The organism is Marinobacterium sp. xm-d-530 (genome assembly GCF_013283365.1).
Lineage (GTDB): Bacteria > Pseudomonadota > Gammaproteobacteria > Pseudomonadales > Balneatricaceae > Marinobacterium_E.
This window is the reverse complement of record NZ_WBYM01000004.1, coordinates 232,208-257,879: the sequence shown is the minus strand read 5'-3', so window position 1 is coordinate 257,879 and position 25,672 is coordinate 232,208. Positions and strand designations below refer to the sequence as shown.

At 48.6% G+C, this 25,672-nt stretch carries 26 protein-coding genes; 9 read left to right on the top strand and 17 right to left on the bottom strand.

What is annotated here, in order from left to right; genetic code table 11:
- The first annotated feature begins 9 nt into the window (after positions 1 to 9).
- Together XMD530_RS08525 and XMD530_RS08520 are read left to right on the top strand one after the other, a co-directional pair.
- Positions 10 to 384, top strand: coding sequence for a DUF2237 family protein (locus XMD530_RS08525; protein WP_173481250.1), 375 nt, complete (start codon positions 10 to 12; stop codon positions 382 to 384).
- A gap of 92 nt (positions 385 to 476) precedes the next feature.
- Positions 477 to 1,280 (top strand): ion transporter, encoded by an 804-nt coding sequence (locus tag XMD530_RS08520; protein WP_173481251.1) that lies wholly within the window; start codon positions 477 to 479, stop codon positions 1,278 to 1,280.
- Here XMD530_RS08520 and XMD530_RS08515 read toward each other — a convergent pair.
- The 3 genes from XMD530_RS08515 to XMD530_RS08505 are packed head-to-tail and all read right to left on the bottom strand — an operon-like array spanning position 1,277 to position 3,734.
- Entirely contained in the window at positions 1,277 to 1,774 is a 498-nt protein-coding gene (locus XMD530_RS08515) for a DsrE family protein (RefSeq protein ID WP_173488691.1), read from the bottom strand. The two genes, XMD530_RS08520 and XMD530_RS08515, sit on opposite strands and share 4 nt — an antisense overlap.
- A gap of 35 nt (positions 1,775 to 1,809) precedes the next feature.
- Positions 1,810 to 3,450, bottom strand: a complete 1,641-nt coding sequence (locus XMD530_RS08510; RefSeq protein ID WP_173494868.1) for a SulP family inorganic anion transporter — start codon at positions 3,448 to 3,450, stop codon at positions 1,810 to 1,812.
- Between the two features lie 14 nt (positions 3,451 to 3,464).
- Positions 3,465 to 3,734 carry a hypothetical protein gene (locus XMD530_RS08505; RefSeq protein ID WP_173483054.1) on the bottom strand — a complete coding sequence of 90 codons (270 nt, stop codon included), beginning with the start codon at positions 3,732 to 3,734 and terminating at the stop codon, positions 3,465 to 3,467.
- Positions 3,735 to 3,903: 169 nt separating this feature from the next.
- On the opposite strand from XMD530_RS08505, the gene XMD530_RS08500 reads away from it, so the two are divergent.
- From XMD530_RS08500 to XMD530_RS08490, 4 genes are read left to right on the top strand one after another with little or no spacing between them, the layout of a single operon-like run.
- Positions 3,904 to 4,407, top strand: a complete 504-nt coding sequence (locus XMD530_RS08500) for an LPP20 family lipoprotein (RefSeq protein ID WP_173483055.1) — start codon at positions 3,904 to 3,906, stop codon at positions 4,405 to 4,407.
- Positions 4,408 to 4,414: 7 nt separating this feature from the next.
- On the top strand, positions 4,415 to 4,543 hold the full coding sequence (locus XMD530_RS11430) for a hypothetical protein (protein WP_256368157.1): 129 nt from the start codon (positions 4,415 to 4,417) through the stop codon (positions 4,541 to 4,543).
- Positions 4,524 to 5,531, top strand: coding sequence for a CsgG/HfaB family protein (locus XMD530_RS08495; protein WP_173484348.1), 1,008 nt, complete (start codon positions 4,524 to 4,526; stop codon positions 5,529 to 5,531). The genes XMD530_RS11430 and XMD530_RS08495 overlap by 20 nt, the downstream gene beginning before the upstream one ends.
- Positions 5,528 to 6,508 carry an LPP20 family lipoprotein gene (locus tag XMD530_RS08490; protein WP_173481257.1) on the top strand — a complete coding sequence of 327 codons (981 nt, stop codon included), beginning with the start codon at positions 5,528 to 5,530 and terminating at the stop codon, positions 6,506 to 6,508. The genes XMD530_RS08495 and XMD530_RS08490 overlap by 4 nt, the downstream gene beginning before the upstream one ends.
- Here the strand turns inward: XMD530_RS08490 and XMD530_RS08485 are convergent.
- From XMD530_RS08485 to XMD530_RS08445, 9 genes are read right to left on the bottom strand one after another with little or no spacing between them, the layout of a single operon-like run.
- Positions 6,497 to 7,195 carry a tRNA (guanosine(46)-N(7))-methyltransferase TrmB gene (locus tag XMD530_RS08485; RefSeq protein ID WP_173494865.1) on the bottom strand — a complete coding sequence of 233 codons (699 nt, stop codon included), beginning with the start codon at positions 7,193 to 7,195 and terminating at the stop codon, positions 6,497 to 6,499. The genes XMD530_RS08490 and XMD530_RS08485 overlap by 12 nt on opposite strands.
- A gap of 7 nt (positions 7,196 to 7,202) precedes the next feature.
- Positions 7,203 to 10,520: a response regulator gene (locus XMD530_RS08480; RefSeq protein ID WP_173507018.1), complete on the bottom strand. Its 3,318-nt coding sequence runs from the start codon at positions 10,518 to 10,520 to the stop codon at positions 7,203 to 7,205.
- Between the two features lie 42 nt (positions 10,521 to 10,562).
- Positions 10,563 to 11,198 (bottom strand): leucine efflux protein LeuE, encoded by a 636-nt coding sequence (gene leuE / locus XMD530_RS08475; protein ID WP_173494863.1) that lies wholly within the window; start codon positions 11,196 to 11,198, stop codon positions 10,563 to 10,565.
- A gap of 3 nt (positions 11,199 to 11,201) precedes the next feature.
- Positions 11,202 to 11,975 carry an NRDE family protein gene (locus XMD530_RS08470; RefSeq protein ID WP_173494862.1) on the bottom strand — a complete coding sequence of 258 codons (774 nt, stop codon included), beginning with the start codon at positions 11,973 to 11,975 and terminating at the stop codon, positions 11,202 to 11,204.
- A gap of 16 nt (positions 11,976 to 11,991) precedes the next feature.
- A complete protein-coding gene (locus tag XMD530_RS08465) occupies positions 11,992 to 13,359 on the bottom strand; it encodes a ribonuclease J (protein ID WP_173507017.1) in 1,368 nt (455 codons plus the stop codon).
- 2 nt (positions 13,360 to 13,361) lie between these two features.
- The gene (locus XMD530_RS08460; protein ID WP_173507016.1) at positions 13,362 to 14,579 is read right to left on the bottom strand and encodes a multidrug effflux MFS transporter; all 1,218 of its coding nucleotides are present in this window, start codon (positions 14,577 to 14,579) and stop codon (positions 13,362 to 13,364) included.
- A gap of 34 nt (positions 14,580 to 14,613) precedes the next feature.
- The gene (locus tag XMD530_RS08455; protein ID WP_173481264.1) at positions 14,614 to 15,291 is read right to left on the bottom strand and encodes a glutathione S-transferase; all 678 of its coding nucleotides are present in this window, start codon (positions 15,289 to 15,291) and stop codon (positions 14,614 to 14,616) included.
- Positions 15,279 to 15,749, bottom strand: coding sequence for a peptide-methionine (S)-S-oxide reductase MsrA (msrA, locus tag XMD530_RS08450; protein ID WP_173481265.1), 471 nt, complete (start codon positions 15,747 to 15,749; stop codon positions 15,279 to 15,281). The genes XMD530_RS08455 and msrA overlap by 13 nt, the downstream gene beginning before the upstream one ends.
- Positions 15,750 to 15,783: 34 nt before the next feature.
- Positions 15,784 to 16,296, bottom strand: coding sequence for a DNA-deoxyinosine glycosylase (locus XMD530_RS08445; RefSeq protein ID WP_173507015.1), 513 nt, complete (start codon positions 16,294 to 16,296; stop codon positions 15,784 to 15,786).
- A 71-nt stretch (positions 16,297 to 16,367) separates the two neighbouring features.
- Here XMD530_RS08445 and XMD530_RS08440 point away from each other — a divergent pair, with 71 nt between their 5' ends.
- The 3 genes from XMD530_RS08440 to XMD530_RS08430 are packed head-to-tail and all read left to right on the top strand — an operon-like array spanning position 16,368 to position 18,611.
- Complete coding sequence (locus XMD530_RS08440) at positions 16,368 to 17,177, top strand: symmetrical bis(5'-nucleosyl)-tetraphosphatase (RefSeq protein WP_173481267.1); 810 nt, start codon at positions 16,368 to 16,370, stop codon at positions 17,175 to 17,177.
- 19 nt (positions 17,178 to 17,196) lie between these two features.
- A complete protein-coding gene (gene glpE, locus XMD530_RS08435; RefSeq protein ID WP_173481268.1) occupies positions 17,197 to 17,517 on the top strand; it encodes a thiosulfate sulfurtransferase GlpE in 321 nt (106 codons plus the stop codon).
- Between the two features lie 2 nt (positions 17,518 to 17,519).
- Entirely contained in the window at positions 17,520 to 18,611 is a 1,092-nt protein-coding gene (locus tag XMD530_RS08430) for a hypothetical protein (RefSeq protein ID WP_173481269.1), read from the top strand.
- Positions 18,612 to 18,702: 91 nt separating this feature from the next.
- On the opposite strand, the gene secA is transcribed toward XMD530_RS08430, so the two are convergent.
- The 5 genes from secA to XMD530_RS08405 form a co-directional block, all read right to left on the bottom strand.
- Positions 18,703 to 21,447 (bottom strand): preprotein translocase subunit SecA, encoded by a 2,745-nt coding sequence (secA, locus tag XMD530_RS08425; protein ID WP_173481270.1) that lies wholly within the window; start codon positions 21,445 to 21,447, stop codon positions 18,703 to 18,705.
- A gap of 150 nt (positions 21,448 to 21,597) precedes the next feature.
- Positions 21,598 to 22,512: a UDP-3-O-acyl-N-acetylglucosamine deacetylase gene (gene lpxC / locus XMD530_RS08420; protein ID WP_173481271.1), complete on the bottom strand. Its 915-nt coding sequence runs from the start codon at positions 22,510 to 22,512 to the stop codon at positions 21,598 to 21,600.
- A gap of 100 nt (positions 22,513 to 22,612) precedes the next feature.
- A complete protein-coding gene (gene ftsZ, locus XMD530_RS08415; protein WP_173483061.1) occupies positions 22,613 to 23,764 on the bottom strand; it encodes a cell division protein FtsZ in 1,152 nt (383 codons plus the stop codon).
- A gap of 93 nt (positions 23,765 to 23,857) precedes the next feature.
- The gene (locus tag XMD530_RS08410; RefSeq protein ID WP_371731526.1) at positions 23,858 to 24,715 is read right to left on the bottom strand and encodes a cell division protein FtsQ/DivIB; all 858 of its coding nucleotides are present in this window, start codon (positions 24,713 to 24,715) and stop codon (positions 23,858 to 23,860) included.
- Positions 24,716 to 24,717: 2 nt separating this feature from the next.
- Positions 24,718 to 25,668, bottom strand: coding sequence for a D-alanine--D-alanine ligase (locus XMD530_RS08405; protein WP_173484340.1), 951 nt, complete (start codon positions 25,666 to 25,668; stop codon positions 24,718 to 24,720).
- Positions 25,669 to 25,672 lie beyond the last annotated feature (4 nt).

Here is a 25,672-nt window from a genome sequence, read left to right as displayed (position 1 = left end):
GTAAAACAGATGAACAACCAACAGTTAAACGTATTAGGCACGCCACTTGAAACGTGTAGCAGTGATCCGCTAACTGGCTATTACAGAGACGGATGTTGCAACACAGATGAATATGATCGCGGAACCCACACGGTCTGCGCTGTGATGACGGAGGAGTTTCTGCTCTTCTCACTTCGCAAAGGGAATGATCTCATTACCGCCCGGCCTGAATATCAGTTCCCCGGTTTAAAGCCAGGCGACTCTTGGTGCCTATGTGCTCAACGATGGGAGGAAGCTGAGGTTTCAGGGTGCGCCCCGAGAGTTAATCTATCCGCAACTAATGCAAAAACACTTGAGATTATCAGTTTCGAGACGCTTAAACGGTACAGCATAGATCTTCATTAATTTTCACACAGAGCTCAAGAGCTACCCTCTCCACAACTCCAGTATTTTCAATTACTATCAGCGTCCATTTTATGTAGTGAATTTCTAAGCCAATGAACAGCAACGCTTTACTATCGACACTCGTTAAAATCCGCTCTAACAAACTCTTCGAGCTCACCGTAATTGCGGTGATTATTGGCTCGGCGCTCCTTATTGGTGCCAAGACCTTTGACCTTTCTGACACCGCTGAGATGATTGTTGGTTGGCTGGATATCGCTGTTACCGTCTTCTTTCTGGTCGAGATCACGGTTCGTTTCATTGCCGATGAGAACAAGCGCACCTTCTTTAAGGATCCCTGGAACCTATTCGACACCTTAGTGGTTGTGATCAGCCTGATCCCTGTCAGTCAGGCCGATACCGCTCTGGTCGCACGTCTAGTTCGCGTGTTCCGCGTCTTCCGAATGGTCAGCATCATTCCTGAACTTAGAATGCTGCTGAACTCGTTGATCAAAGCACTGCCTCAGCTAGGGTACGTCCTTCTGCTGATGTTCATCATTTTCTACGTCTATGCTGCTATTGGTGCGACGCTGTTTGCTGCGATTAACCCCGACCTTTGGGGCGATGTCGCGGTGTCGATGTTGACACTCTTTAGGGTGATGACCTTTGAGGATTGGACCGATGTCATGTACGAAACGATGACGGTCTACAGTCTAAGCTGGATCTACTATCTATCCTTTATATTCTTAACGGCCTTCGCCTTCTTGAACATGGTGATCGGTATTGTCGTCAATGTGATGAATGAGGAGCATGAGCGCATCCTTAAAGAGGAAGCGATCGAGGCCAATGAGCCAACCATCGCTGATCTTCAAAAACAGCTGGCTGAGATTAAAGAGATGTTAAATCAGAGAGCGAATTAAAACGCGAACTGATCCACCAACAGATACCCCATCGCAACGTAGTTATTGATCTGCGCGGGACCGGAAGGGGCAACGTCTACGTAGTCTGGAAAAGCCTCTGCTGTGACGTTGCTCCAACTCGCAAAGGTTTCACACACATGCAGATCCACGCCAGATTCACCTAGATCACGAACCCCTTGATGCAAAAGTGGGAACTTACTCTCATTCTCAGTGGTCAGAGCGAACTGTTCATTGCCGTGGCTAACCACCGCAATATCGAGATCTGGAAAAGCTGATCGCAAAGAGTCTATGGCACCCATCAAACGAGGTTGAATCCGTTGCCACTGTTGTGGATTAGGCGCCAAAATTTCAAACACAACTCCTGGTGGCGCTTCTTCAAGTGCAAGGATCTCTTTAACCGTTTTAGCTGAGGCCGCGCCTGAAAAGAGCAGACTGAGCGGAAGCAATACCCTGAGTAACAGGTGGCGAACTGTCTTAAAGATCAAACTGAACATAGTAGACCTCCAAATCTCTTTTGCTTCAGCTTAGCTTATAAACTGGAAAGTGACTGCCTCAATGCCTCGGTTCTTGATTCTGTTATACGATCAGCCGGGAGGCGCTGATCAAGGCCAAGGCGAATCAATCGATCTTTTTCAGCGCCCGGTGCCATAACTAGACGCACCTCTTTACCAAGATCTAAGGCTTCGAGTATGACGTTCTCAATGGAGAGCGTCATGGTGTCATCTAAATAACTGACGTCACTGAGATCAAAAATAACCGCATCGTGTTTAGCGATGTCTTTTCGCTCACGGGCTAAGGCTTTGGAGACACCAAAAATCATCGCTCCCGAAAGGTAGACCAGTAGGATACGGCCATTCGCCTCATTCAACAGGGACTGCTGTTCAGGGGTCAGAGGAATCTCATCATCGACATCGGACATAGAGCGAACCTTCTCAGCCTCAACATCGGATAACTTACGGATGATGATGACGTTCGCGACAAAGACACCGACACCCACCGCAACGATCAGATCGACAAACACCGTTAGTAGTAGAACGGCATACATGATCATCGTGCTGTATTTAGAGACTAGGTGAACCCGTTTAATGAACGACCAGTCCAGAATATCGACACCCACTTTTACCGCAATACCAGCCAGCACCGCTAAAGGGATATTTTCGATCAATGAACCTGCTCCAAACACAGCTATTGCCAGTGCTAGAACCCTTATAACACCTGAGAGTGGTGTTCGCCCTCCGGACTGAATATTGACCACGGTGCCCATAGTGGCACCGGCACCTGGTAGACCACCGAACAGACCAGACATGATATTGCCTAACCCCTGTCCAAACAGCTCTTTGTTGGAGTCATGCTCTGTTCGGGTCAGGTTGTCCGCCACGACCGAGGTAAGCATTGAATCGATACAACCAAGCATGCCCAACACCATCGCATCGACCAACATAATCTGAAGCTGATCATAGGTGAAATAGGGCAAGGTCATTGAAGGCAGTGACACATCGATCTCACCAATGCGTTGGACTCCATCACTGCTAAAGATGATCACAGAGACCAGAGTAATAAGAACCAGTGCAATCAACTGAGGCGGCACGAACTTTTTGTATTTTTCAGGCGTTTTAAACAACACACCCAGTGTCACCAAGAACAGCAACAACTCACTGAAGTGCACGTTCATGATCAACTCTGGCAGATGAGTTACGGTACCAACCACCCCGCCCGCCGGTGGAGATTGCCCTAACGCAGGGGCTATCTGCAGAATAATCAGTATGAATCCGATGCCTGACATAAAGCCAGAAACCACCGCATAGGGCATCAGGGTGATGTATTTGCCCAACCTGAGATAACCAAACACGATCTGGAATATCCCTGCCATGATCACCACGGTAAACGCCATAGACAGACCATTTTCAGGGTTCGCAGCCACTAGAGTGCTGATCACAGCGGTCATCACCACGGTCATAGGCCCAGTAGGCTCAGAGATCAGCGTAGAGGTTCCACCAAACAGCGCGGTAAAGAGACCGATTAGGATCGCACCATAGAGTCCCGCCTCTGCGCCAGCGCCAGAGGCGACACCAAATGTGAGCGCCAAAGGGAGTGAGACCACCGCAGCGGTTAAACCACCGAGCAGATCACCGCGAAGATTAGAGAGAGATAGTGCGTTCAGTTTAAGCATTGATCAACGGCTCACTATCGGTCAGAAGCGTTCGATTTAAACAGACGTTTAGCGTAACGAAGCAGTATATCGAAGGGGGTTTCGTCGCCAAAAAACTTAGGATTCTTGATCAACAGCAGAGACATCACAACAATCCACACCAGCGTATTTTTAATCACCCAACTGGCATTTTCATTAAAGGCCTCTTCGGTATTTTCGGCACCCATTAAAAACATAAATGGGGCAACAATCCCAATGAACGAGAGAAGAGAGACGGCAGCGCGAATTTTTCTGCGGTTATCCATGACAGACTCTGATTTGTGATTTTGGTTATTTTACGTGATCTGTCCGTAAAGGGGTAATCACACGGGTGAGTTTTATTCCGTTGAGTGTCAATTTTCATCTAAAAATAACCCTGACATTTCTATGGAAATATGTGACCATCATATGAGTAATTTCTAATGGATAATGATCATGAACCTACGCACCAAGTTACTGATGACTGCGACACTTTTAACAACCCTTGCCGGCTGCAGCAGTGAACTGCCTAAACCCGATCTAGTCGAAGGTGGCGAATGCGTCATCCATGGTGAACAAGCACCTATTTGGGCTTGTGGTGGCTACATGGAGGCTGATCGTTATGTCGGCGTAGGATCTGCTCCATTGAGCAAGCTAGGGTATGATTTTTCTCGTAAAGAGGCAGCCATTAATGCTCGTGCTGATATCGCACAACAGGTCGAGGCTCAGATTAAAAGCAAACTAGACTCCTATCAACGTTCAACGGGTGCCGATGAGATGACGGCTGAACGCGTCGTCACTCAAGTCGCAAGACAAACCTCCGAATTGACAATTAATAACTCACAACAAGTGAGCTACTGGCAGCACCCTGAAACAGAGGTCATCTTCATTTTGCTGGGCGTTGAAAAAGCGACGATCAATAACGCGATCGACTCTCAGATTGATCAACTAGATAAGTGAGTTGTTGATGAAACCTCTATTTACTCTACTACTGATAGCTTTATCACTTTCGGCTTGCTCCTCTAACGAGGTGATGCAAGACCCCTCTCCTCAAGCGCAACAACAGAGTGCCGAGCGTGAACTTAACAAACTGTAAATTAAAAAGCCTTGGGCTAGCGGTCACCGCTTTATTTCTTACGGCCTGCTCATCGACCGCTAAGATTACCCTGATCAATCCAGCCATCAGTGATCGGGCTGCCGCCACCAAAGTCGTTGCGGTGCTTCCGTTTGAGAATGACTATTCCGGTGTGGCAAACAGCATTGAATCTCGAGTCACCAACCATAGGGTGACAGGTGAGACCTTTTTTACCGTGGTCAACCGTAAGGATCTTGAATCAATTTTAGACGAGCAAAAACTTCAACACTCTGGGCTAGTCGATGAACAGACGTCTGTTGAGATCGGTCAGCTGATCGGTGCGAAAGGACTGATTACTGGTGAGGTGGAGATTCAGACCACCGACTACTCGCTCTACTACGTTACTCGTGTTGAGTGTGCCGATCAGAAGTGCAAAAAAACTCGTGAGCGCTACATCCCTTGTGATGAGATGCACTCCAACCTGCAAGCTACCATCCGACTCGTTGATACTGAACGCGGGGACCTGATTCTCTCTGAACGCTTCACGGCAAAAGAGAGTCACGATGCTTGTCGTGACAGCGCCTACTCTCTTCCAACACCCGAGAGTGTCCTAAGCAACCTAGCTGAAGAGATCACCGATCAGTTCATGACTCACATAGCCCCCTATGAGGCAACTGTCATAGTGCAACTGCTCGATGATCCAGAGATCGACTACAGCAGCGAGCAAGAGGACCTTTTGGAGTATGGTATCGAGTACGTTGAGGATCACCGCATCGACAAAGCTGAAGTGCTCTTCTCCGAGCTTCTAACCAGTACGGGTGACCAATGCTATGTGGCGGCTTACAATTTAGCCGTTGTTAAAGAGCAGCTCGGTAAAACTAGCCAAGCTGAGCAGCTCTACCGGTTAGCCGATCAGTTGGTAAAAGAGCCCAACAAGATCATTAACCAAGCCATTTTGCGTGTTGAACGTCAGAAGAGTGAACAGGCGCGTTTAGAGAACCAGCTATGACCCGCAGATTCATTCTCGCTTTTCTAATGTTGGCCAGTTTTGTAACGACTGGGTGTGCAAGCAGAGAACCCGTCATCCTTGTCGCAGAACCTAAGACTCCTGATTGGTTGATGAGTCCGCTAGTCAACACAGGTGATCAATTTTACGGTGTCGGTGAGGGAGGCAGCGCACAAGCCTCTGAGCAGGCTGCATTAGCTCATCTTGCCGAGAGACTGTTAGTTCAACTATCCAGCACACAAGAGCAGCGCCTTTCGTCGGTTAGAGACAGTCGTGAATATACTGAGCGAGTGGTGGAGTCGTCGATTCAAAGCAGAACCGAGCGTTTGCCTTTGGGTGGATATGAGATCCTTAAACAGGATGTGATTGCACCGCAACGAACCGCGACCCTGCTAGCGTTGAAAAAAACGGCCTTAATTAAGAACCTCAAAAACGAAATAGACCCCAGATTAACCGCCTCCTCTGCACAGCCAATCAAGACTCTCTCTGACTGGGCAAGTGCTCGACAACAGCTAACCGATCTAAAGGCTCAACAGCCATTAATATCTCTTATGAAACAGCTGGGGGAATCGGAGATTGGGGAAAAGTACAGCAACCAGGTTGCAGACACTGAATCTGCCATTAAAGATTACCAAACCAACCACCCGGTAATGCTAAAAACCGAACAAAGCTGCATGAGCTTTAAAGGCTCACTGGAGCGTCTAATCCTAGAAGCCGGTTTTGAGATCAACTCCTCATCTGGTGTTATAACCGTCGAGTGCCAGGTCATTGAAGAAATCAGTAGCGCCTATGGCATTCACATTGCCAAAGCCGATTTATCAATTCGCTTTTTGGATGGTCAATCTAAGGTGGAGCATGCCACAACTCTGTCCATTAAATCGGCTTCATCAGCCTCTGAGTCAACGGCCAAGGCGGGGCTGATTCAAGCGTTCAACAGGCGCATACAGGATGAAGAGGCTCTTAGGATCTTAGGGTTTTAAAGCTGAGCCAGACTCTGAAAGCTGCGCTACGCACTGCCAGCTCTGCTGACCACTCTCCCAATATTTCCGTTCAAATGCACTCATCGGTTGGTCAGCGCTGTATAACTGTACGCTAGTTTCATGACCCGCCAACGCCAGTGCCCTGACGAACTCCTCGATGTAGAGTCTCCAGTTGCTTCTAACGGTTAACTCCCCACCCAAGGTCAATAGATCACTGAATACAGGACTGGCATGCCAACGTCTCTGAACCTGAGCTGATTTAGGATAAGGGTTGGGGTAGAGAATAAAATGCTTGGCTAGACGCCACTCTGAAGCTGCAGCCAGGCGCCAAAAGTCGATTAAATCCGCTCGCACAAAGAGTAGGTTATCAAGCTCACCCGTGAAGCAGTTTTCGTGCTTACTAAGACGATAAGCAGAACGATCAACCGCTATGACATTGGCGTCTGGGTATCGATTGGCAAGATGGCGGGAGCTTTCACCAATACCACAGCAAGAGTCCAAGATAAGCTCTCCGGAACGACCTTTGAGCCAATCGGTCACCTGATCAAAGGCGACCTGAGTATGGTCGGCAATGGGTTTGCGAAATGGGTTATTTAAGTTACGCAATACAATCTCATCGAGACGCTCATGCAAACCGGCCTGATTGGTTGTCACGACCTTAGAGACACCCTGTTCTTGCTTACTCATCGGTTATTTATGATTCCAAACTTGTCAAAGCTTCGCGCTTTGTCTCTGCCCAAACAGCCACCAGTGTGGCGACCTGTTCAGCCGATAATTTTTTTCCATTACGAAGAAGGGCTTCAAGAAGCATTAGATTTTCGGTGAGCTGTGGCATTCCCAAAATACTGCTAGCGCCCTTCATTTTATGGATAAACTCAACATTTAGCTCATCGGACTCTTGCTGCAACGACTCAAGAGTTTGGGCGTATTTTTCAATGAATTGTGCAACATACTTTTTAGCCGTTTCATCACTGCTCCAATAATCTCTAGCCAGTGCTATATCAAAGTAGCTTTGAGGCCTATCTATATCGCATTGATTGGTGTTAGTTGAGATCGCATTTTCCTTCAGTGCTTCAGGCGCAATCAGTTCTGCAATTGCGACAACGGCTTTCTCAATATCGACCGGTTTAGTGATGTAGTTATTCATGCCGGACTCTAAAGCCTTTTCAATATCCTCAGCATAGGCGCCTGCCGACAAACCGATTATGGGTAAGTTTTCAAACCGCCGCAGGGCACGAATCCTTTGAGTCGCCTCAAGACCGTCCATGACTGGCATTTGCACATCCATCAATACCAAATCTATCGATGACTCTGCCTCTCTTAAGAGTTTGATCGCCTCACTACCATCATTGGCAAGAAGCACTGAGGCCCCTTCAGCTTCAAGAAATTCGCGAGCAGAATCACGGTTGAAAAGATTATCATCGACCACTAACAGTGTTCGGTTCAAAAGCCGCTGACTGGGAATCTGTTCTGTCTCAGGCTGGGTATCAGAATTGATGATGCGTTTTAATGTAGAACTGGTAACAGGCTCCATTAAACAGTCATAGGGGCTGTTCTCAAACTCTTCAATATGACTGACAGGACTGGTTACAGTGGCCAGTTTTCCAGACCAATCAACGCCCTTGCTCTGTAACTCACTCTGGATCTCTGCTTCTAGACGCTGCAAGTTTTTACCGGACATCTCTTCATCGACAATGACAGAGTCAAAGGAGCGATCCGCCTTTATGGCTGAAACGAGTTGATAGATCAGATAACTCTGCGTCTGTCCAACTTCATGATCTAGACCCATGGCTTTGGCAACGGCCACAAGAGAGTTACGTGTAAAGGGGTTTTTACAGGCAATCAGAACTCTAGCCTCTGTTGTAGGATCAAGTTCAATAACCTTCAAAGGGAGCGTCAATTCGAAGGAGACGGTAGTGCCTCGGAACTGCTGGGACTCAAAAATTAACTCACTTCCCATTAATGAGAGAAGTTGCTGGGTAATGCTGAGCCCTAGACCAGTCCCACCATATTTACGCGTTATCGAACCATCGCCCTGCTCAAAAGGCCTCAGAATTTTAGCTAAAACCTCATCACTCATACCGATGCCAGTATCACGAATGGCAAAGCGAAGACGGGGTACAGTGTCTGCATTGATCACATCAACCCTCAACTCGACATAGCCCCTCGAAGTGAACTTGATCGCGTTACTGATCAGATTGATCAAAATCTGCTCCAGACGTTGCTGGTCGCCTGATATTTTGAGGTTACCCTGATAGCTCGGTGTAATCGCCAGGTGAACCTTCTTACTTTTAACTGAGCTGGACATGAGTAGAGCAACGGTTTCAAGCAGTTCATCCAGATAGAATTCGGTAGTCACCAGCTTGAGCTTACCGCTCTCTATCTTAGAAAAATCCAGAATATCGTCGATCAGCTTTTGTAATGACTGCCCCGCTCTTAGGATTTTTTTCGCTTTTTCGAGTACGGGTTTATTGGCGTTTTCAGCACGCGCTAAGGTTTGAGCCAAGGTCAGCACCGCATTCATAGGTGTTCTAATCTCATGACTCATATTGGCCAAAAACTCACTTTTAACCAGTGAGAGTCTTTCAGCCTCTTCAGCTTTATCCGTTAATGCTTGACGGAGTGCCTGCTCTTCCGAAACATCGCGCATTAAACGGATGGTATGAGCCTCGACTCCATCTTTAGCCGGCTGATAGATCAAGCAGACTTCACCCACTTTGGCCTCAGTACCTGGTGCTGGGCGCAGCTGTTTTTGAACTAGGATTGCGACACCTTGACGTTTAGCATCGAGGTGAAATTGGCGAGCAAACTCTGGTGTGATATCCATCAAATCAGGTATCGTTTTACCGATAACCTCTTCAGCAGTTTGATACCCCCACCACTGCGCAGTCTTATCGTCAGCATCGATTACCTTCAGGCTCTCAACACCTATCACGGCAAACATATTACCCATCTTGGTTAAGGCACTGAGATAAGCTTTTGAAAGTTTTTCAGAGCTTTGAACTTTTGCCACCTGTTCCGCGTAAGCTTGATTCAAACGCTCTAGTTCAGAATGCTCTTGCTCTAACTGTTTGTTAATCTGCGCTATTTTTGAGCTCTGTTTCGATAGAAGTAGATAGCGGTAAAGCAGCAGAAATATGACGCCCAGTGTGGCGAAAAAGAGATAGAGCAGCTTTTGTAAGCTCTCTTTAGTGAAAGGGCTCAATTCACTGTTTGGCACCATGCCCCACAGCTCTTGTAGCGCCCTGATTTCATCAGGGCTGAAGCTATCGTAGGCTTTATCAAAAAGGGTTTTCAGCATTCTATCTTGCGGGTTAAACGCAAAATGCATATTTAACTGCAGTCCCGGTTCAGACTCTAGCAGTCTAACTTGCAGATCCTCATTAAAGATGTGGGAAACGTTGATCAGATAGTTGGCAATCGAATAGTTCTCTACGAACAGATCAATTTTGCCGTTCAACAGAGCAGCCATCATCTCATCAAATGATAAGTACTCTTTATAGCGAACCTGAGGATAATTCTTCTTAAAATAGCTCTCAAAAATAGAGTCTTTCTGAATACCAACAACCTGGCCATCCAGATCGGCAAAGCGCGTGTACCCTTTTAAACTGACTAGCCCAGTCAACAGTTCTAGTGTCTGCTTTTCACTGAAAAGATAGCGCTGTTGGCGCTCTTCAGTCAGCACCATATTACCGACAACATCTAACTGGCCATCGGCCAATTTTTCCATATGCTGCGACCACTCAAACCCATTAACAAAGCGCAGTTCTAAACCCAGCTTTTGGCTAATTTGTCGAGTTAAGTCAATTAGATAGCCTTTCGGCTGACCCGCATCAACATAGTTAAAGGGGCGCCAATTGCTATAGGTAGGCATCCTTATGGTCTGTTTATTCTCGAGATAGTCACGCTCTTGTTGACTCAGCTGAGAGAGTAATTCGGCATCAGAAGCAGCGACCCAGGGGGCTTGCAGTGTTAACGCTAACACTAGACCTATTTTCAATATAAGCTTCATACCTGGACCAAAATATAGGGTTATTAATACAAAAACTGAACACTAGTTGCTTGATAGTGCTAGTTTAAGACCATACCCCATAAACAGTGATCCCGCTAACCCTTTCGCAAGGCCTGAAAGTTTCCCCCCCTCGGCTAGAAGAGACTTGAAATAGATCGTCATAAGAATCAACACCGCAAGATAGATCTGTGAACAGAGTTGAACAACCAGACCCAAAATAGCAAAAGAGAGCCAGGGGTTGTCGTAGCTTGGATCGACAAATTGAATGAAGAACGAGACAAAAAAGAGTATTGCCTTAGGGTTAAGAAGGCTGATCGTCAGCGCTACTCTAAATGGGTGTTTAGAGTCCTTGGGCAAATCGATGTCCGAATCACTGTTTTGAGGTTTAGTGAAAAGCGACCTTAGCAGACCAAAACCGAGCCACATAAGATAGAGTCCACCGGCATATTTAAGCAGCGTAAAGAGAATGGGGGTGGTTTGAATCAGGCTCGCCACACCGGCGACTGACAGTGTCATCAACGTCAGATCCCCCACAAAAATACCCGCCGCTCCTTGAAACCCTGCGAGAGCGCCTCGGCGCCCTGCTACCGTAGCGACATACATAGAGTTGGGACCGGGCAGCAAAATAATAATGATTGTCCCAATCAGATAGGTGTAAAAATCGACTATTCCAAACATCTGTTACTCCCCGACAAACCAACTAAACGGCTGTTCTAACACGACAGCACCGGTTTTATCTAACTGCTGATCAACCACATCATACTGACCACCGGATAGTCGGAACAAGCAGCGAGATCGAGTGCCGTAGGTTTCACTGACAATCAACTGAGAAGAGAGCAGGCGCTCCCAATCGACAGGGATACCGGTATCTGGAAGTTCAGCGTCATTCGCTGGGTTAGGGTCCATTAATAGACCAGATCCATCCAGTTGAGTCTCTAGCAAAACACCCTGTTCGGAGATCTGTTGGCGTGCCAGTGTCACTTTAGGCCATGGAGTATCAAGTGCATCATTACTCAGAGCGTGTACCCCAGGCTCTATTGGCTGAAGGTCAGGACTGTTTGAGCTCATCCAAAATAACGCCCCAGGCTCACCAACAATCAGATTAAAGCCGGCATATTGATATCTATTATCTTTTAACGCTTGAGCAATCTGCTGGATAGATTCGTTTGAGTTTAAGAACAGCAGTGGAATCTCACCCCGACTGCGAGCGCCCTCTACGCCAATATAACCAGGGCGAATGTTCGTCAAAAATGCGAATCGACCAGAGCGATTGAACCCCAACCAAGTTCCTTTAGCTTTTAGATCTTGGCCGGCCAATACCTCTAAAGAGTCGCTTCGATGTACAGGCCACCAGTGCATGGGCAGAGCCGACCTGTCATGGAACTCATCTCGATTGGCCACCAAGAGTAACGGGGTAGTGTGGTTAGGACGCCAGTTGAAAGCTAACAGACACATTGCAAAAATCGGCCCACTATTGAACGAGAGCAAGGCGGCCGGCGGGCACCTTGGCATAGTGAATACGATGACCCGGCGCCAACTCGTAGAGATCGCCATTCTCACCGATCAGTTGAACCGGTACGGAGTACTTACGAGCAATCTCGGCATTCGCTTTGATGTGCTCAGGTTCACCATGCAATGGCACCGCAATAATCGGTTGTACCCAAGAGTACATATCGGCTAATTCAGCCTGACATGGGTGGCCAGATGCATGAATCGGCGTCGAGCTGGTGGCCGATTCAACCACTTTAACTTTGCGCGCTTTAAAACGATCCAACATCCGCTCCACCAACCGCTCATTTCCGGGAATAAGGAACGAACTCATCAACACCAGATCGCCCTCCTCCATTGAAAAATGAGGATAGGAGTCCAGTGCTAAGCGATTCAATGCTGCACGCTCTTCTCCCTGGCTACCGGTCGCAATCGCAAACACCTCTTCGGCTGGAAGATAACCCAAATGAGACTCATCAATGGGTTCTAACTCATCAGGCCAGTAACCGGTCATTTTGGCGATGGAGTACATGTTTTTCAGAGAACGGCCGATCAGTGCAAAGCGTCGACCTAAAGCATCTGCTACACGAGCAACTGTGACAAGGCGGGCCAAATTTGAACTAAAGCAACTGACCACAATTCGACCTTGAACCGACTCCAGCTGTTTCAAAATGCCGCGATAACAGATCGACTCTGATTTCGACATTCCCGGTTTCAGCGCATTGGTCGAATCACAAAGCAGTGCACGAATATTCAGTTTAGAGAGCCCTTTATAGAGTGACTCATCGAACGGCTCACCAATGACTGGGTCATAATCGATTTTCCAGTCGGCGGTGTGCAGTACCGTACCAACAGCCGTTTCAATAAGCAGAGACTGTGCTTCTGGAATCGAGTGCGTAATAGGTAGAAATTCAAGGGTGAAGTTACCGAGAGTAAATCGCTCCCGTTGGTTGATCACATGAATAGGTACTCGGCCATCTAAGCCATGCTGTGCCAGTTTTCTTCTTAGCACCTCTGCCGCGAAAGGCGAAGCGTATACGGGTGCTTTCAAGCGTGGCCAGAGGAACGGCAGAGCTCCCAAGTGATCCTCATGGGCATGGGTTATGACAATTCCCTTAAGGTTCTCTTTTTGACGCGAGATGAACTTGGGGTCGGCTGACACTACAGCTGCAGTGCGGTGCGATTCAGGATCAACCACCTCGTCAAAGGTGACACCACAGTCGATCATGATCCAGTCACCGGCGTGACCGAGAAGATTCATGTTCATACCGATCTCGCCTGAACCCCCTAAGGGCAAAAACCAGAGATCTTCCTGGCCGGGTGAGAGCAGAGCTGATGTTTGATCACTCATGATCAGTGTGGCACCTCAACACGTTGCACTCTGGGTTTTGAAAAGAGAATCACTAACATTAAGCCTGATAGGGTTGTAACCGCGAATCCGATCAGTAGAGGCAGAACAGTGCCATCAAACTGCATGCCGATCAGCGAGCCAACCAAGACACCCAGCAACATGGTAAAGGCCCCAATAGTGCCTGAAGCGACACCTGCGATTTTACCGAAGGGCGCCATTGCCAACGCGTTGAGGTTGCCGAACAACAAGCCAAAAAAGAAGGTCGTAACAATCATCATCAGGATAAACACCTGTAGAGGAACCGTCAGCTGACAAGCACCAATGACGATCGCCTCTAGCAATGAAATTAGACCCGATAACGCCATGACAAAGATGACCAACTTTCTGAGCTCAAAGCGGTAGACCAGCTTTGAGTTCATGAAAGAGGATACCCCAACCCCAAGCGCCATCATTGCAAAGTAGACCGGAAAGAGTGCGCCAGTATCGTAGATGCCTTGAAGTATCCCCTGTACGGAGACCAAAAAGCCAATCAATGATCCATGTACCAAGCCGCCGGCAAAGGTGTAGATAAACCCTTCGCGGGTCGTCACAACCTGACGCATCGCCTTCATCACTGGTTTAAAGGAGAGAGTCGATTGATGCTCTGGATTAAGCGTCTCCTCTTGGCGTAGAGAAAACCAGATCCAGGCCGCCGTTGTCAGCACCAACAGCATGCCAAACACTGCTCGCCAATCGGCGACAAGCAATACCAGTTGGCCCAGCATAGGGACCACAACGGGACTGAATATAAAGATGGTCATGATCAGTGACATCACACGCGCCATGTCGCGCCCAACGTATTTATCACGCACAATCGCCATGGTAACAACACGCGGACCCGCTGCACCTAACCCCTGTAACACTCGTCCCACCAACATGACCTCAAAGGTCTCTGCAAACAGAGAGATCAGGGTGCCGATCAGCATCAGTGTAAAGCCAAGATAGACCGCAGGCTTTCGACCCCAGGCATCGGCAAGGGGGCCATAGAAAAACTGCCCTACAGCCAGACCCAACATAACGCTAGTAATAACAAACTGATAACGGTTGTTGTCGAGGGCGTTAAGATCAGATCCAATTTCATGCAGGGCAGGCAACATCGCATCGACATAGAGCGCCATTAGACATTGCAAAGCGGCCATCAAGAGCAAAAACTCTGGCTTCACGGGAGATTTGGTGTTCATACCATTCCAAATGACGCGCGTGGCATCAATCGAGTTAAAGAGGTGTACCTACCTCTTCGTCTTCAATCACCTCAGTCTCTTCTGAGGCTAGTTGATACCACTCCATCAACTCTGGGGTCTGCAGCAGCCAATCTCGGTATTGTGAGGCAGGCTCTGTCAGTTCGATCTGATAGGTATGAAAACGAGAAGCAATCGGTGCAAAGAATGCATCTAGTATACCTAAGTCGACTCCCTTCTCGCGAGCATTAATGAACCAAGGATCACTCCAGATCTGATCAATACGCTCAATCTCTGATCGCACCGTCTCAGACACACTGATCGATCGCTGTGCACGGCAGTTCATCGGTAGCGCATGCCTTAGATTGGCAAAACCAGAGTGGACCTCAGAGACTATGGATCTCGTTTTAGCACGATCTTGCAGGGATTCTGGCCAACCTAATCCTGCTAGATGCGCTTCACTGAGGTATTCACAGATTGCTAGGGAATCCCAAACCTGAAGCTCAGAATCGATCAGCACCGGCACACGCCCTGCATCACTGTATTGGGAGAGTTTTTCATGGAAGTCCGACTCAAACAGGGCTAAACGTTCCAGATCAAAATAGAGGCCTGATCGCTTCATAAAAAACCAAGCACGCAGTGACCAGCTTGAGTAGTTGTGGTTACCAATAATCAACTTAAGAGCGGATTGGTTGGATGTGGCTAAATTCCACATGCAGAGGCGCCTCGTTTTTTAAGATATTGTTGATGGTACTCTTCTGCAGGCCAGAAGGTTTGAGCCGGCACAATCTCAGTCACGATAGGGTTCGCAAACACGCCACTGGTTCCAAGAACCGCTTTTGACTGCTCCGCTAAGATGCGTTGCGTATCATCTTGATAAAAGATCGCTGAACGATATTGCGTGCCAACATCAGGTCCCTGTCGATTCAGCGTGGTGGGATCATGCCATTGCCAAAAAGAGTCTAAAAGGGCTTCATACGCGATAAGGTGTTCATCAAATTCGATCTGCACCACCTCGGCATGACCCGTCTGGCCAGTACAGACATCCTGGTAGCTCGGCTGATCGAGAGCACCGCCCATGTAACCCACTTGAGTGCCGGTCACACCCGTCAAATCGGAAAATCGCAGTTCAACACCCCAAAAACAACCTGCAGCAAATGTAGCTAATGCCATACAAACACCTCCAATAATATCGAATGGATGTACGTTACTCTTTCAGAGTGTCGATCAGCACAGAGTGCCACGCAACTCTTTTTTCATCTAAGGTCATCGATGCATGCGCCGGACTGGTCGACGGCAGCTGAAAAAAGTCTATCCCCTTTGCTTTAGCAAACTGATCAAACCCAGCTCGTTTGAATAGCCTCATCGCTGCCCCGCCATTTAAAACAATGCACTTCAACTTGGGCAAGTTCTCGATGAGTTGATCAATTGGATTGTAGTGAACAGTCGATGACTTGATATCTGAATCCAGTGATCCCGGCCGTTCGGCTTCAGCAACGACGTCCCAAAACCCAATCCCACCTTCCAAGGCTGCGGCCAACTTCTGTTCGTAACTCATTGAATTTGGCATCTGCAGCCAGTCACACAGAATAGGCCAAAGCGCATTTCTAGGGTGGGCATAGTACTGCTGCTCAGCGATCGATTTTTTACCAGGCAGTGAGCCTAGGATTAGCAGTTTAGTGCTCGTATTGCAGACTGCGCTAAACGAGTGATCAATCATCCTTTTGGGTCCACTGAAGAATTCCTATATGCTATGGCCTTTCAGCCTAACTAAGCGGTTTTAACAACGCAATGTCGACCTATGCCATCGGAGATATTCAAGGGTGCTATCGAACACTGATCGCCCTACTTGATTCACTCCAATTCAGTGAAGATGACCAGCTATGGATTGCTGGCGATCTGGTTAATCGAGGTCCTGACTCCTTAGAGGTTTTGCGATTTATAAAATCACTTGGACCTCGCGCGCGCATTGTTCTTGGCAATCATGACCTGCACCTGTTAGCACTTGCCTCAGGTGTCGATCGAAAGGTAGGAAAAACATTAAAACCGATCATGCAGGCGCAAGATCGCAATGAGTTACTGAGTTGGCTTATACAACAACCACTGATTCAACGCTGCGACGCCTTAGGCTATGTGATGACCCATGCAGGCATTCCCCACATCTGGTCCTTAGAACAAGCTGAGCAACTGGCGAAAGAGGTGACTGATTGCTTAAACAGCACCCTGTCCGTCCACTATTTCGAACAGATGTATGGCAATAAACCCGCCAAATGGAAAGATGAGATCATTGGCTTCGATCGATTGCGAACGATCACTAACTACTTCACCCGCATGCGCTATATTAAACCCTCTGGTAAATTGGACTTTGACGCAAACGGTGGATTAGACGAACAGCCTGAGGGTTTCCTCCCCTGGTTTGAACTACCGACACAGGTCAGTTCTCACAAACAGATTACCGGTCACTGGGCGGCATTAGGGCTGCGAGTGGCACCCAATCATTACGCTCTCGACACCGGATGTGTTTGGGGCGGAGAGTTAACGGCTTTGAGACTAGAGGATGGATCGATCTTCTCGATCTCAAGCCAAGAGTTAAATCGTTAAGAATGACTAAGGATACTAAATGAATCAATTTAAACACGTCGTTGCAAAAGATGCCCTAGAACTCATTGAGAAAGGCGCCGTTGTAGCCGACATTCGTGATGGACAGAGCTTTGCCAACAATCACATCAAAGGCGCTGTTAATCTAACCAATGACAACCTACAAGAGTTCATCGATAGCCACGAATTCGATTCGCCCATTCTTGTCTGCTGTTACCACGGTATGAGCAGCCAATCTGCAGCCGCTTTCCTTTGTGAGCGTGGCTTTGAAGAGGTCTACAGCATTGATGGCGGTTTTGAACGCTGGGTATTGGCCTTCCCTGAGCACTGCGAAAAAGGTTAACCATGCAGATCTATCTGGTGGGTGGTGCTGTGCGTGACGAACTACTCGGTCTTGAGGTTAAAGACCGAGATTGGGTCGTCGTCGGTGCCACACCAGAAGCGATGCTTGAAGCGGGTTATAGGCCGGTTGGCAGTGACTTTCCCGTCTTCCTCCATCCTGAAACGCACGAAGAGTATGCCTTAGCCAGAACCGAACGCAAAAGTGGCCGCGGCTACAAAGGGTTCACCTTCCATACTGATCCAAGCGTCACCCTGGATGAGGATCTACTCAGGAGAGACCTGACGATTAATGCGATGGCCAAGAGTGATACTGGCGTCATTACCGACCCATTCAACGGCCAAAAAGATCTAAATGCTCGCCTACTCAGGCACGTCTCTGACGCCTTTTTAGAGGATCCCCTCCGCGTACTTCGTGTGGCCCGTTTCCATGCGCGTTTTGCCCACCTTGGTTTCAAAGTCGCACCTGAGACCCTAGCATTAATGCAGGGTATGAGCGCCTCGGGTGAGCTGGACCATCTGACCACAGAGCGGGTTTGGCAGGAGTTTGAGCGAGCGCTAAATACTAAGACACCCAGTCAGTTCTTAACTACCTTAGCAAAGAGTCATGCCAACTACCTGCTGGCACCACTGGACAGGATTGCGTTGCAGGATTTGCATAGCGTCGATAGTCCACTACTTGAAGCGGCTGAGGAGCGATTTGCTCTGTTGTGCCACCTTGCGAATCTGAGCACCGAGGAGGTTGACGCCTTAGCGCTCAAACTCAAAGTCCCCAACCGTTTCAAATCGCTAGCGATTGCCTTCTCTAGACACTCAGCGACTCTGTCGAATTTCCCAACAGCTGATGCCGAACAAAAACTTCAGTTAATCAACGATCTTAAATTGATCAAGCAACCCACCGCCGCTGAGCCTCTGATCCATATTCACGACGCACTGCAGCAGGATAACCGATTCAACTCTGCTGACTTAGCGACAGCCGTTGAGTCAGTCGCAGCTGTTCAGCCAAAACAGGTGATGGCTGATGGATTCTCGGGTGCCGAGCTAGGATCTGAGTTGCGTCGCAGACAGATTGAGAGATTGTCGACTCTCTCTGCTTAACCCTTCAAAATAACGGCTAGAAAATAACCGATCGAAAGTAACGCGCACAAAAAAGGCCGCTCAATGAGCAGCCTTTAATGATCGATTTTGCTTAAGAGATCTTACCGTGACAGGCTTTGTATTTCTTGCCTGATCCACAAGGACAAGGTTCGTTACGCCCTACTTTACGATCATCACGTTTGAAGGTTGCTGGTTGTTCTTCGCCTTCAATACCGCTATCAGTCTCTTCACCCTGCATTCCCGTCGCAGCATCGTGTTTGAAGTCCATGGCCTGTTTCTCAGCCGCTTCACGACGCTGACGCTCCATCTCTTCAACATCTTCAGGAGCACGCACTTGAACGTGGCTGATGATACGAACAACGTCGGCTTTGATGTTCTCTAGAAGCCCCTGGAACAGTTCAAACGACTCACGTTTGTACTCCTGTTTCGGGTTTTTCTGAGCATAACCACGTAAGTGAATGCCACGACGAAGTAGATCCATCGTCTGCAGGTGCTCTTTCCAAAGCTGGTCCAGCACTTGAAGCATCACTTGCTTCTCGAAATTACGGAAGGATTCGGTTCCGACCAACGCCTCTTTCTGGCGATACACTTCAACGATCTGATCAAGAATGCGTGTGCGCAGTGTCTCTTCGTAGAGGTTATCGTCCTCATCTAGCCACTGCTGAATCGGCATCTCAACGGCAAAGCGTGTTTTGATCTCCTCTTCCAGACCCGGGATATCCCACTGTTCAGAGAGTGACTCAGGTGGAATAAAGGTGCTGATGGTGTCGTTAACCACCTCTTCACGGATCGCATCGATGGTTTCAGAAATATCATCGCTCGACATCAACTCATTGCGCTGATCGTAGATGACGGTACGCTGGTCGTTAGCAACATCATCATACTCAAGAAGCTGCTTACGAATATCGAAGTTTCGGCCTTCCACTTTGCGCTGAGCTTTCTCAATGGCATTGGAGACCATCTTATGCTCAATCGCTTCACCTTTCTCCATACCTAGCGCTTTCATCATGTTACGAACACGATCGGAAGCGAAGATACGCATCAAGTCATCTTCAAGTGACAGGAAGAAACGTGACGAACCTGGGTCACCTTGGCGGCCAGCACGACCACGCAACTGATTATCGATACGACGAGACTCGTGACGCTCAGTACCGATGATGTGTAGACCACCCGCCTCAAGCACCGCTTCATGACGCTTAGACCAATCCGCTTTAGCGGCTTCGATCTGCTCTTCTGTAGCATTTTCACCTAGTGCTTCAAGTTCAACTTCAAGCTTACCGCCAAGCATGATATCGGTACCACGACCGGCCATATTGGTTGCAATGGTGACTGCACCTGGACGACCCGCTTCAGCGATGACACCCGCTTCTCGGTCGTGTTGCTTGGCGTTCAGTACGTTATGTTTGATGCCTGCTTTATCAAGCATCTGCGAAAGAAGTTCAGAAGAGCTGACTGACGCAGTACCCACTAGAATTGGGCGTTGCTGCTCTTGGCAGTGCTTAACCTCTTTAACGATCGCTTCGAACTTATCCTCGATCGACAAGTAGACCAGATCGTTGTAATCGATACGTTGAATCGGACGGTTAGTCGGAATGACCACTACGTCCAGACCATAAATTTGACGTAGCTCGAACGCTTCCGTATCCGCTGTACCGGTCATACCCGATAGCTTGTTGTAGAGACGGAAGTAGTTCTGGAAGGTGGTCGACGCTAGGGTTTGGCTCTCCATCTGGATCTCAACACCCTCTTTCGCTTCAACAGCTTGGTGAAGACCTTCTGACCAACGACGGCCCGCCATGATACGACCGGTATGCTCATCGACGATGACAACCTGACCACCCTGAACGATGTAGTCACGATCTTTAACAAACAGGTGGTGTGCGCGAAGTGCCGCTAGGACATGGTGCAGCAGGGTTAGGTTCTGCGGAGCATAGAGACTATCGCCTTCCGCAAGAAGACCCGCTTCGATCAACATGCCTTCAACTTTTTCATGACCCGCTTCGGTCAACTCAACGGTACGGTTCTTCTCATCGACGTGGAAATCTTCATTGATCACCTGCGTCTCATCTTTGACATCAATCTCACCTTCAAATTGAGTCAGATGTGGAATCAGTGTGTTGATCGCTTTGTAGGTTTCTGAACTGTCTTCAGCAGGACCTGAGATGATCAACGGGGTACGTGCTTCATCGATCAGAATCGAGTCCACCTCATCGACCACGGCAAAGTTGAAATCACGCTGAACCTTATCGGTCAGATTGAACGCCATGTTGTCGCGCAGGTAGTCAAAACCAAATTCGTTATTGGTACCGTAGGTGATATCACAGGCATAGGCAGCGCGTTTGGTCTCACCATCCTGACCTGACACAACGACACCCACTGATAGACCCAGTGCTTCGTAGAGTGGACGCATCCACTCTGCATCACGACTTGCAAGATAGTCGTTGACGGTTACGACGTGAACACCTTTGGCAGAGATTGCGTTTAGATAGACCGCAAGCGTAGCGACCAGAGTTTTACCTTCACCGGTGCGCATCTCAGCCACTTTGCCATCATGCAGTGTCATACCACCGATCAACTGAACGTCGAAGTGGCGCATACCCATCACGCGTTTTGACGCTTCTCGACAGTTGGCAAAGGCTTCAGGTAGGAGCTTATCTAGAGACTCTCCCTGTTCGAGTCGCTCTCTAAATTGAGCCGTTTTCTCTTTGATCCCCTCGTCACTGAGTGATTCAAACTCGGGTTCTAGTTCGTTAATTTGTTTAACGATGCGGCCCATACGTTTAAGTTCACGATCGTTTTTACTGCCGAAAATTTTAGAGAGGAAAGAGGTAAGCATGATTGGGTCAACTAGTGAGTCATTATTAATTAAGTTTTTTATGGGGGCACTCAGCCTAAAAACAACCTTTTACTGAGTAAACCCTTAGCTATTTTGCAAAAAAATAGGGCCGATCTAAGTCGGCCCTGTTTTATAACATGTTTTGTTCAATCAGACAGCAGCTGCTGGACGCTGATATGAAATGGGGGCTTTGTGATCGTCAGTTTCGAAGGTCACCACTTCCCATGCAGATTCATCTTCTAGAAGCGTACGAAGCAGACGGTTATTCAGGAAGTGACCTGATTTATCGCCGTAGAACTCACCGATCAAGCTCTTACCGAGTAGGTAGAGATCACCGACTGCATCAAGAATCTTGTGCTTAACGAACTCATCTTCGTAACGAAGGCCATCTTCATTGAGGATACGGTAGTCATCAACAACGATTGCGTTATCAAAGCTGCCACCCAACGCCAAGTTTTGAGAACGTAGGTATTCGATATCACGCATAAAACCAAAAGTACGCGCACGTGCCACCTCTTTAACAAAGGAGGTGCTCGAAAAATCGAGGGCAGCATGCTGAGTACGGTTTTCAAATACTGGGTGATCGAACTCAATCTGAAAGCCGACTTTAAATCCATTGAACGGAAGGAATTTAGCAATCTTACCTTCGTGTTCAACCTGAACCTCTTTAAGGATACGGATGAACTGTTTAGGCGCGTTCTGCTCTTCAATACCGGCAGACTGAACCAAGAAAACAAAAGGAGCGGCACTGCCATCCATAATAGGGACTTCTTCAGCACTCAACTCGATGTAGGCATTATCGATACCAAGTCCCGCCAGAGCAGATAGAAGGTGCTCAATCGTCGCGACACGAGCGCCGCCCATAGAGATGTTGGTAGACAGCGTGGTGTCAGAGACATTGTGCGCAACAGCAGGGATTTCAACCACGGGATCAAGATCCACACGACGGAAGATAATACCCGTATTAACAGGGGCTGGGCGCAAGGTCAGGTAGACTTTTTGACCTGAATGCAGGCCGATACCTGTCGCTTTAATGCTGTTTTTGAGTGTGCGCTGTTTAATCATCCGCGGGGGCAACCAATCCAGTTATGACGTATTAACAGCACATCATAAAGGAAAGCCACCCCGCTTCCTAGCGTTTACTCAAAAAATATTCAGGTTCCGTTCAGCGACGAAGATAGGTCGGAACATCTAAGTAATCGAGATCCGCGTAGGGATCTTCAGGCTCCGGCTTATCCAGCAGAGCTTCAAGATTAGTTCGCTTCAGAATCTCCGGAAGCTCGAACGTATTGATGTCCAATTTCGCTTTAGGCTCTCTGTTTTCAACAACCAACACAGGTTCCGGTATAACGCTCTGCTGAGTAGAACTTAACCCTGTTGCTACAACCGTAACCTTAATCTCGTCTCCCAGAGTTTCATCGACTACCGTGCCGACCACGATAGTGGCATCTTCAGCGGCGTACTCTGCAACCAGATCACCCACTTCCGAAAACTCACCCAGGCTTAGATCTTTGCCTGCCGCTACATTGACCAAGACACCCTTAGCCCCTTTAAGATCAACCCCTTCTAAAAGAGGACTTTGAACCGCCTGCTCTGTCGCAATTCGAGCACGCTCATCACCTAATGCTCGGCCAGTGCCCATCATCGACATGCCCATCTCTGTCATCACAGTACGTACATCGGCAAAGTCGACATTGATCATACCAGGACGAGTGATCAGATCAGAGATGCCCTCGACCGCCCCTTTAAGAACATTATTGGCTTCCGCAAAGGCTTTGATCAACGTCACCTTACTACCAAGCGCGCTCATCAACTTCTCGTTGGGAATTATAATCAACGAGTCAACCGCCTCTTTAAGCTCAGAGATACCCTGATCCGCAATGCGCATTCTGCTCTTGCCTTCAAACTTAAACGGCTTAGTCACGACCGCAACCGTCAGCGCACCCAATTCACGTGCAACCTCGGCAACCACTGGCGCTGCCCCGGTACCTGTACCACCGCCCATGCCGGCCGTAATGAACACCATATCGGCACCCGCCAACTGTTCAGCAATCGCAGCTCGACTCTCTTGAGCCGCGGCACGCCCAACCTCTGGATTAGCACCCGCGCCAAGACCATTGGTCGTTTCGCGACCAATGTGCAGCGCCTCACTCAAAGTAATATCACTCAACGCCTGGGCATCAGTATTCACACAGATAAACTGAACCCCATCCATGGCTTGTGTACGCATATGAGCAACCGCGTTACCGCCGCCACCCCCGATGCCGACCACTTTGATCTTTGCGCCTTCTGCAGCCTGATCAATTAACTGAAACATCTTCTCTCCCCCTTTCAACTCTATTCCCCAATAGAGATGAAGCATTTAAATACCCTCGCTCAAATTCTGCTGATTGAGTCGTGAAAACCTGTTTTAGGAACGCTTGGTTCCTGAACCCTTTTTCCATTTAACCGCCACACCATTGGTGTAACGGATATCAACCTCTTCAATTGACTCTTGCTGCTTAACCAGCTGCGTTTCATAGACCTGTATGAAGCGCCTTAGTCTGGGCATCAGGTCATCTCGACCTGCGACCACTTTGATTCCATTATTGAGATGCAGTGTCCAAGCACCTCGAGACTCCAACTCCAGTCCAGCCAAGGTAATACCCGATCGAATAAACAGTGAGTTTAGATCCCTAAACTGCTGCATAATTCGAACCGTCTCGTGGGACGGTCCTGACAACTCGGGCAGGGCTTGATAAGCATCGACCCTCTCTGGCCAGAAGATGTCACCCTGGTGATTCAATAAGCCTCGATTTCCCCAACGTGCAACAGGAACCTCTTCAATCAACTTCACTTGTAAAGCCGGTGGCCAAGCTCGGCGCACCTCAACTTCATTGATCCATGGCTCCTCAACAAGTCGCTCTTGAATGGCGCCAAGGTCGAGCTCCAAAATGCGTCCATTGATACCCGCTGCTACCTGATTCGCGATGACAGTTTTATCGATGTGACGGGTTGCTCCATCGACAACAACGGTCTCTACAGGACGATTCAACCACTGGGTATACTCGCGAACCGCTGTGAATATCAGTGACAGCAAAATCCCGCAGATGGTCAGTACCAACACCGGCTTCCAGATCCAATCCGACTCATTTGCCACCTCGGACTCAACCAAACGATCAGCTCGCTCAAAGAGGATCTCCGCCTCTTGCGCAGCTGACTGTTGAGTCTCAACGATCTCAGCCACTTGAGTGGGGATCGTTTTTTTCCAAGGTAGGCTGAAGGCCACGACTATCGAGCCTCCATCACAATTTCGACACAGAGTTCACTAAAACTAATTCCGGCCTGTTTTGCCGCCATAGGCACCAGACTGTGATCGGTCATACCCGGTGTGGTATTTACCTCTAACAACTGAAACTGACCCGCTTGATCCATCATCAAATCCACGCGCCCCCAACCACTACAACCGACTACATGGAAAGCCTGCTCAACCAGACCTTGCATCTCTTCGATCTGCTCGTTATCCAAACCGGTATCAAACAGGTATTGAGTGTCATTCGCTTGGTACTTAGCATCGAAGTCGTAAAACTCATGGGGTGTCACAAGGCGAATAATGGGCAGTGCACGGCCATTTAGAATTGCGACGGTGAACTCAGGACCATTGACCCACTGTTCGGCGATCACTCGGCTATCAAACTGAGCCGCCACAGCATAAGCATCACGTAACTCTTGAGCGCTGCTGACACGACTCATGCCAATACTCGACCCCTCATTAGCGGGTTTCACCATCAGAGGCAGTCCGAGATCCTCAACGATCTGATCAAAGTCACTGCTTGGGCAAAGCGACGCATAGGCTGGAGTGGGTAGACCGGCACCTAACCAGAGCTGCTTGGTGCGCATCTTATCCATTCCCACCGCAGAGGCTGCGACGCCGCTGCCGGTGTAAGGCTTATTAATCAGTTCAAGAGCGCCTTGTAGCTGGCCATCTTCTCCACCAGGCCCGTGGACAATCAGAAACGCGCGATCAAATTCGGTTTCCACTAATTGAGTTAATGGGTTCTGTCCATTACCTGTCAAATCCAGTGCGAACGCATCGACACCGGCACTCTGCAGCGCCGCTAATACCGCATTACCACTGTTCAGAGATACCTGACGTTCTGACGCATTGCCACCCATGATAACGGCGACACGACCTAGGCTTTGCAGCTCTTGTTTGGAGTATTTAGTAATCGATTCAGCCATCAGA

Excerpts from the sequence above, each read along its gene's own strand:
- XMD530_RS08525 (WP_173481250.1), top strand. The coding sequence starts at position 10 with ATGAACAACCAACAGTTAAACGTATTAGGCACGCCACTTGAAACGTGT.
- XMD530_RS08520 (WP_173481251.1), top strand. The coding sequence starts at position 477 with ATGAACAGCAACGCTTTACTATCGACACTCGTTAAAATCCGCTCTAAC.
- XMD530_RS08515 (WP_173488691.1), bottom strand. The coding sequence starts at position 1,774 with ATGTTCAGTTTGATCTTTAAGACAGTTCGCCACCTGTTACTCAGGGTA.
- XMD530_RS08510 (WP_173494868.1), bottom strand. The coding sequence starts at position 3,450 with ATGCTTAAACTGAACGCACTATCTCTCTCTAATCTTCGCGGTGATCTG.
- XMD530_RS08505 (WP_173483054.1), bottom strand. The coding sequence starts at position 3,734 with ATGGATAACCGCAGAAAAATTCGCGCTGCCGTCTCTCTTCTCTCGTTC.
- XMD530_RS08500 (WP_173483055.1), top strand. The coding sequence starts at position 3,904 with ATGAACCTACGCACCAAGTTACTGATGACTGCGACACTTTTAACAACC.
- XMD530_RS11430 (WP_256368157.1), top strand. The coding sequence starts at position 4,415 with ATGAAACCTCTATTTACTCTACTACTGATAGCTTTATCACTTTCGGCT.
- XMD530_RS08490 (WP_173481257.1), top strand. The coding sequence starts at position 5,528 with ATGACCCGCAGATTCATTCTCGCTTTTCTAATGTTGGCCAGTTTTGTA.
- XMD530_RS08485 (WP_173494865.1), bottom strand. The coding sequence starts at position 7,195 with ATGAGTAAGCAAGAACAGGGTGTCTCTAAGGTCGTGACAACCAATCAG.
- XMD530_RS08480 (WP_173507018.1), bottom strand. The coding sequence starts at position 10,520 with ATGAAGCTTATATTGAAAATAGGTCTAGTGTTAGCGTTAACACTGCAA.
- leuE (WP_173494863.1), bottom strand. The coding sequence starts at position 11,198 with ATGTTTGGAATAGTCGATTTTTACACCTATCTGATTGGGACAATCATT.
- XMD530_RS08470 (WP_173494862.1), bottom strand. The coding sequence starts at position 11,975 with ATGTGTCTGTTAGCTTTCAACTGGCGTCCTAACCACACTACCCCGTTA.
- XMD530_RS08465 (WP_173507017.1), bottom strand. The coding sequence starts at position 13,359 with ATGAGTGATCAAACATCAGCTCTGCTCTCACCCGGCCAGGAAGATCTC.
- XMD530_RS08460 (WP_173507016.1), bottom strand. The coding sequence starts at position 14,579 with ATGAACACCAAATCTCCCGTGAAGCCAGAGTTTTTGCTCTTGATGGCC.
- XMD530_RS08455 (WP_173481264.1), bottom strand. The coding sequence starts at position 15,291 with ATGTGGAATTTAGCCACATCCAACCAATCCGCTCTTAAGTTGATTATT.
- msrA (WP_173481265.1), bottom strand. The coding sequence starts at position 15,749 with ATGGCATTAGCTACATTTGCTGCAGGTTGTTTTTGGGGTGTTGAACTG.
- XMD530_RS08445 (WP_173507015.1), bottom strand. The coding sequence starts at position 16,296 with ATGATTGATCACTCGTTTAGCGCAGTCTGCAATACGAGCACTAAACTG.
- XMD530_RS08440 (WP_173481267.1), top strand. The coding sequence starts at position 16,368 with ATGTCGACCTATGCCATCGGAGATATTCAAGGGTGCTATCGAACACTG.
- glpE (WP_173481268.1), top strand. The coding sequence starts at position 17,197 with ATGAATCAATTTAAACACGTCGTTGCAAAAGATGCCCTAGAACTCATT.
- XMD530_RS08430 (WP_173481269.1), top strand. The coding sequence starts at position 17,520 with ATGCAGATCTATCTGGTGGGTGGTGCTGTGCGTGACGAACTACTCGGT.
- secA (WP_173481270.1), bottom strand. The coding sequence starts at position 21,447 with ATGCTTACCTCTTTCCTCTCTAAAATTTTCGGCAGTAAAAACGATCGT.
- lpxC (WP_173481271.1), bottom strand. The coding sequence starts at position 22,512 with ATGATTAAACAGCGCACACTCAAAAACAGCATTAAAGCGACAGGTATC.
- ftsZ (WP_173483061.1), bottom strand. The coding sequence starts at position 23,764 with ATGTTTCAGTTAATTGATCAGGCTGCAGAAGGCGCAAAGATCAAAGTG.
- XMD530_RS08405 (WP_173484340.1), bottom strand. The coding sequence starts at position 25,668 with ATGGCTGAATCGATTACTAAATACTCCAAACAAGAGCTGCAAAGCCTA.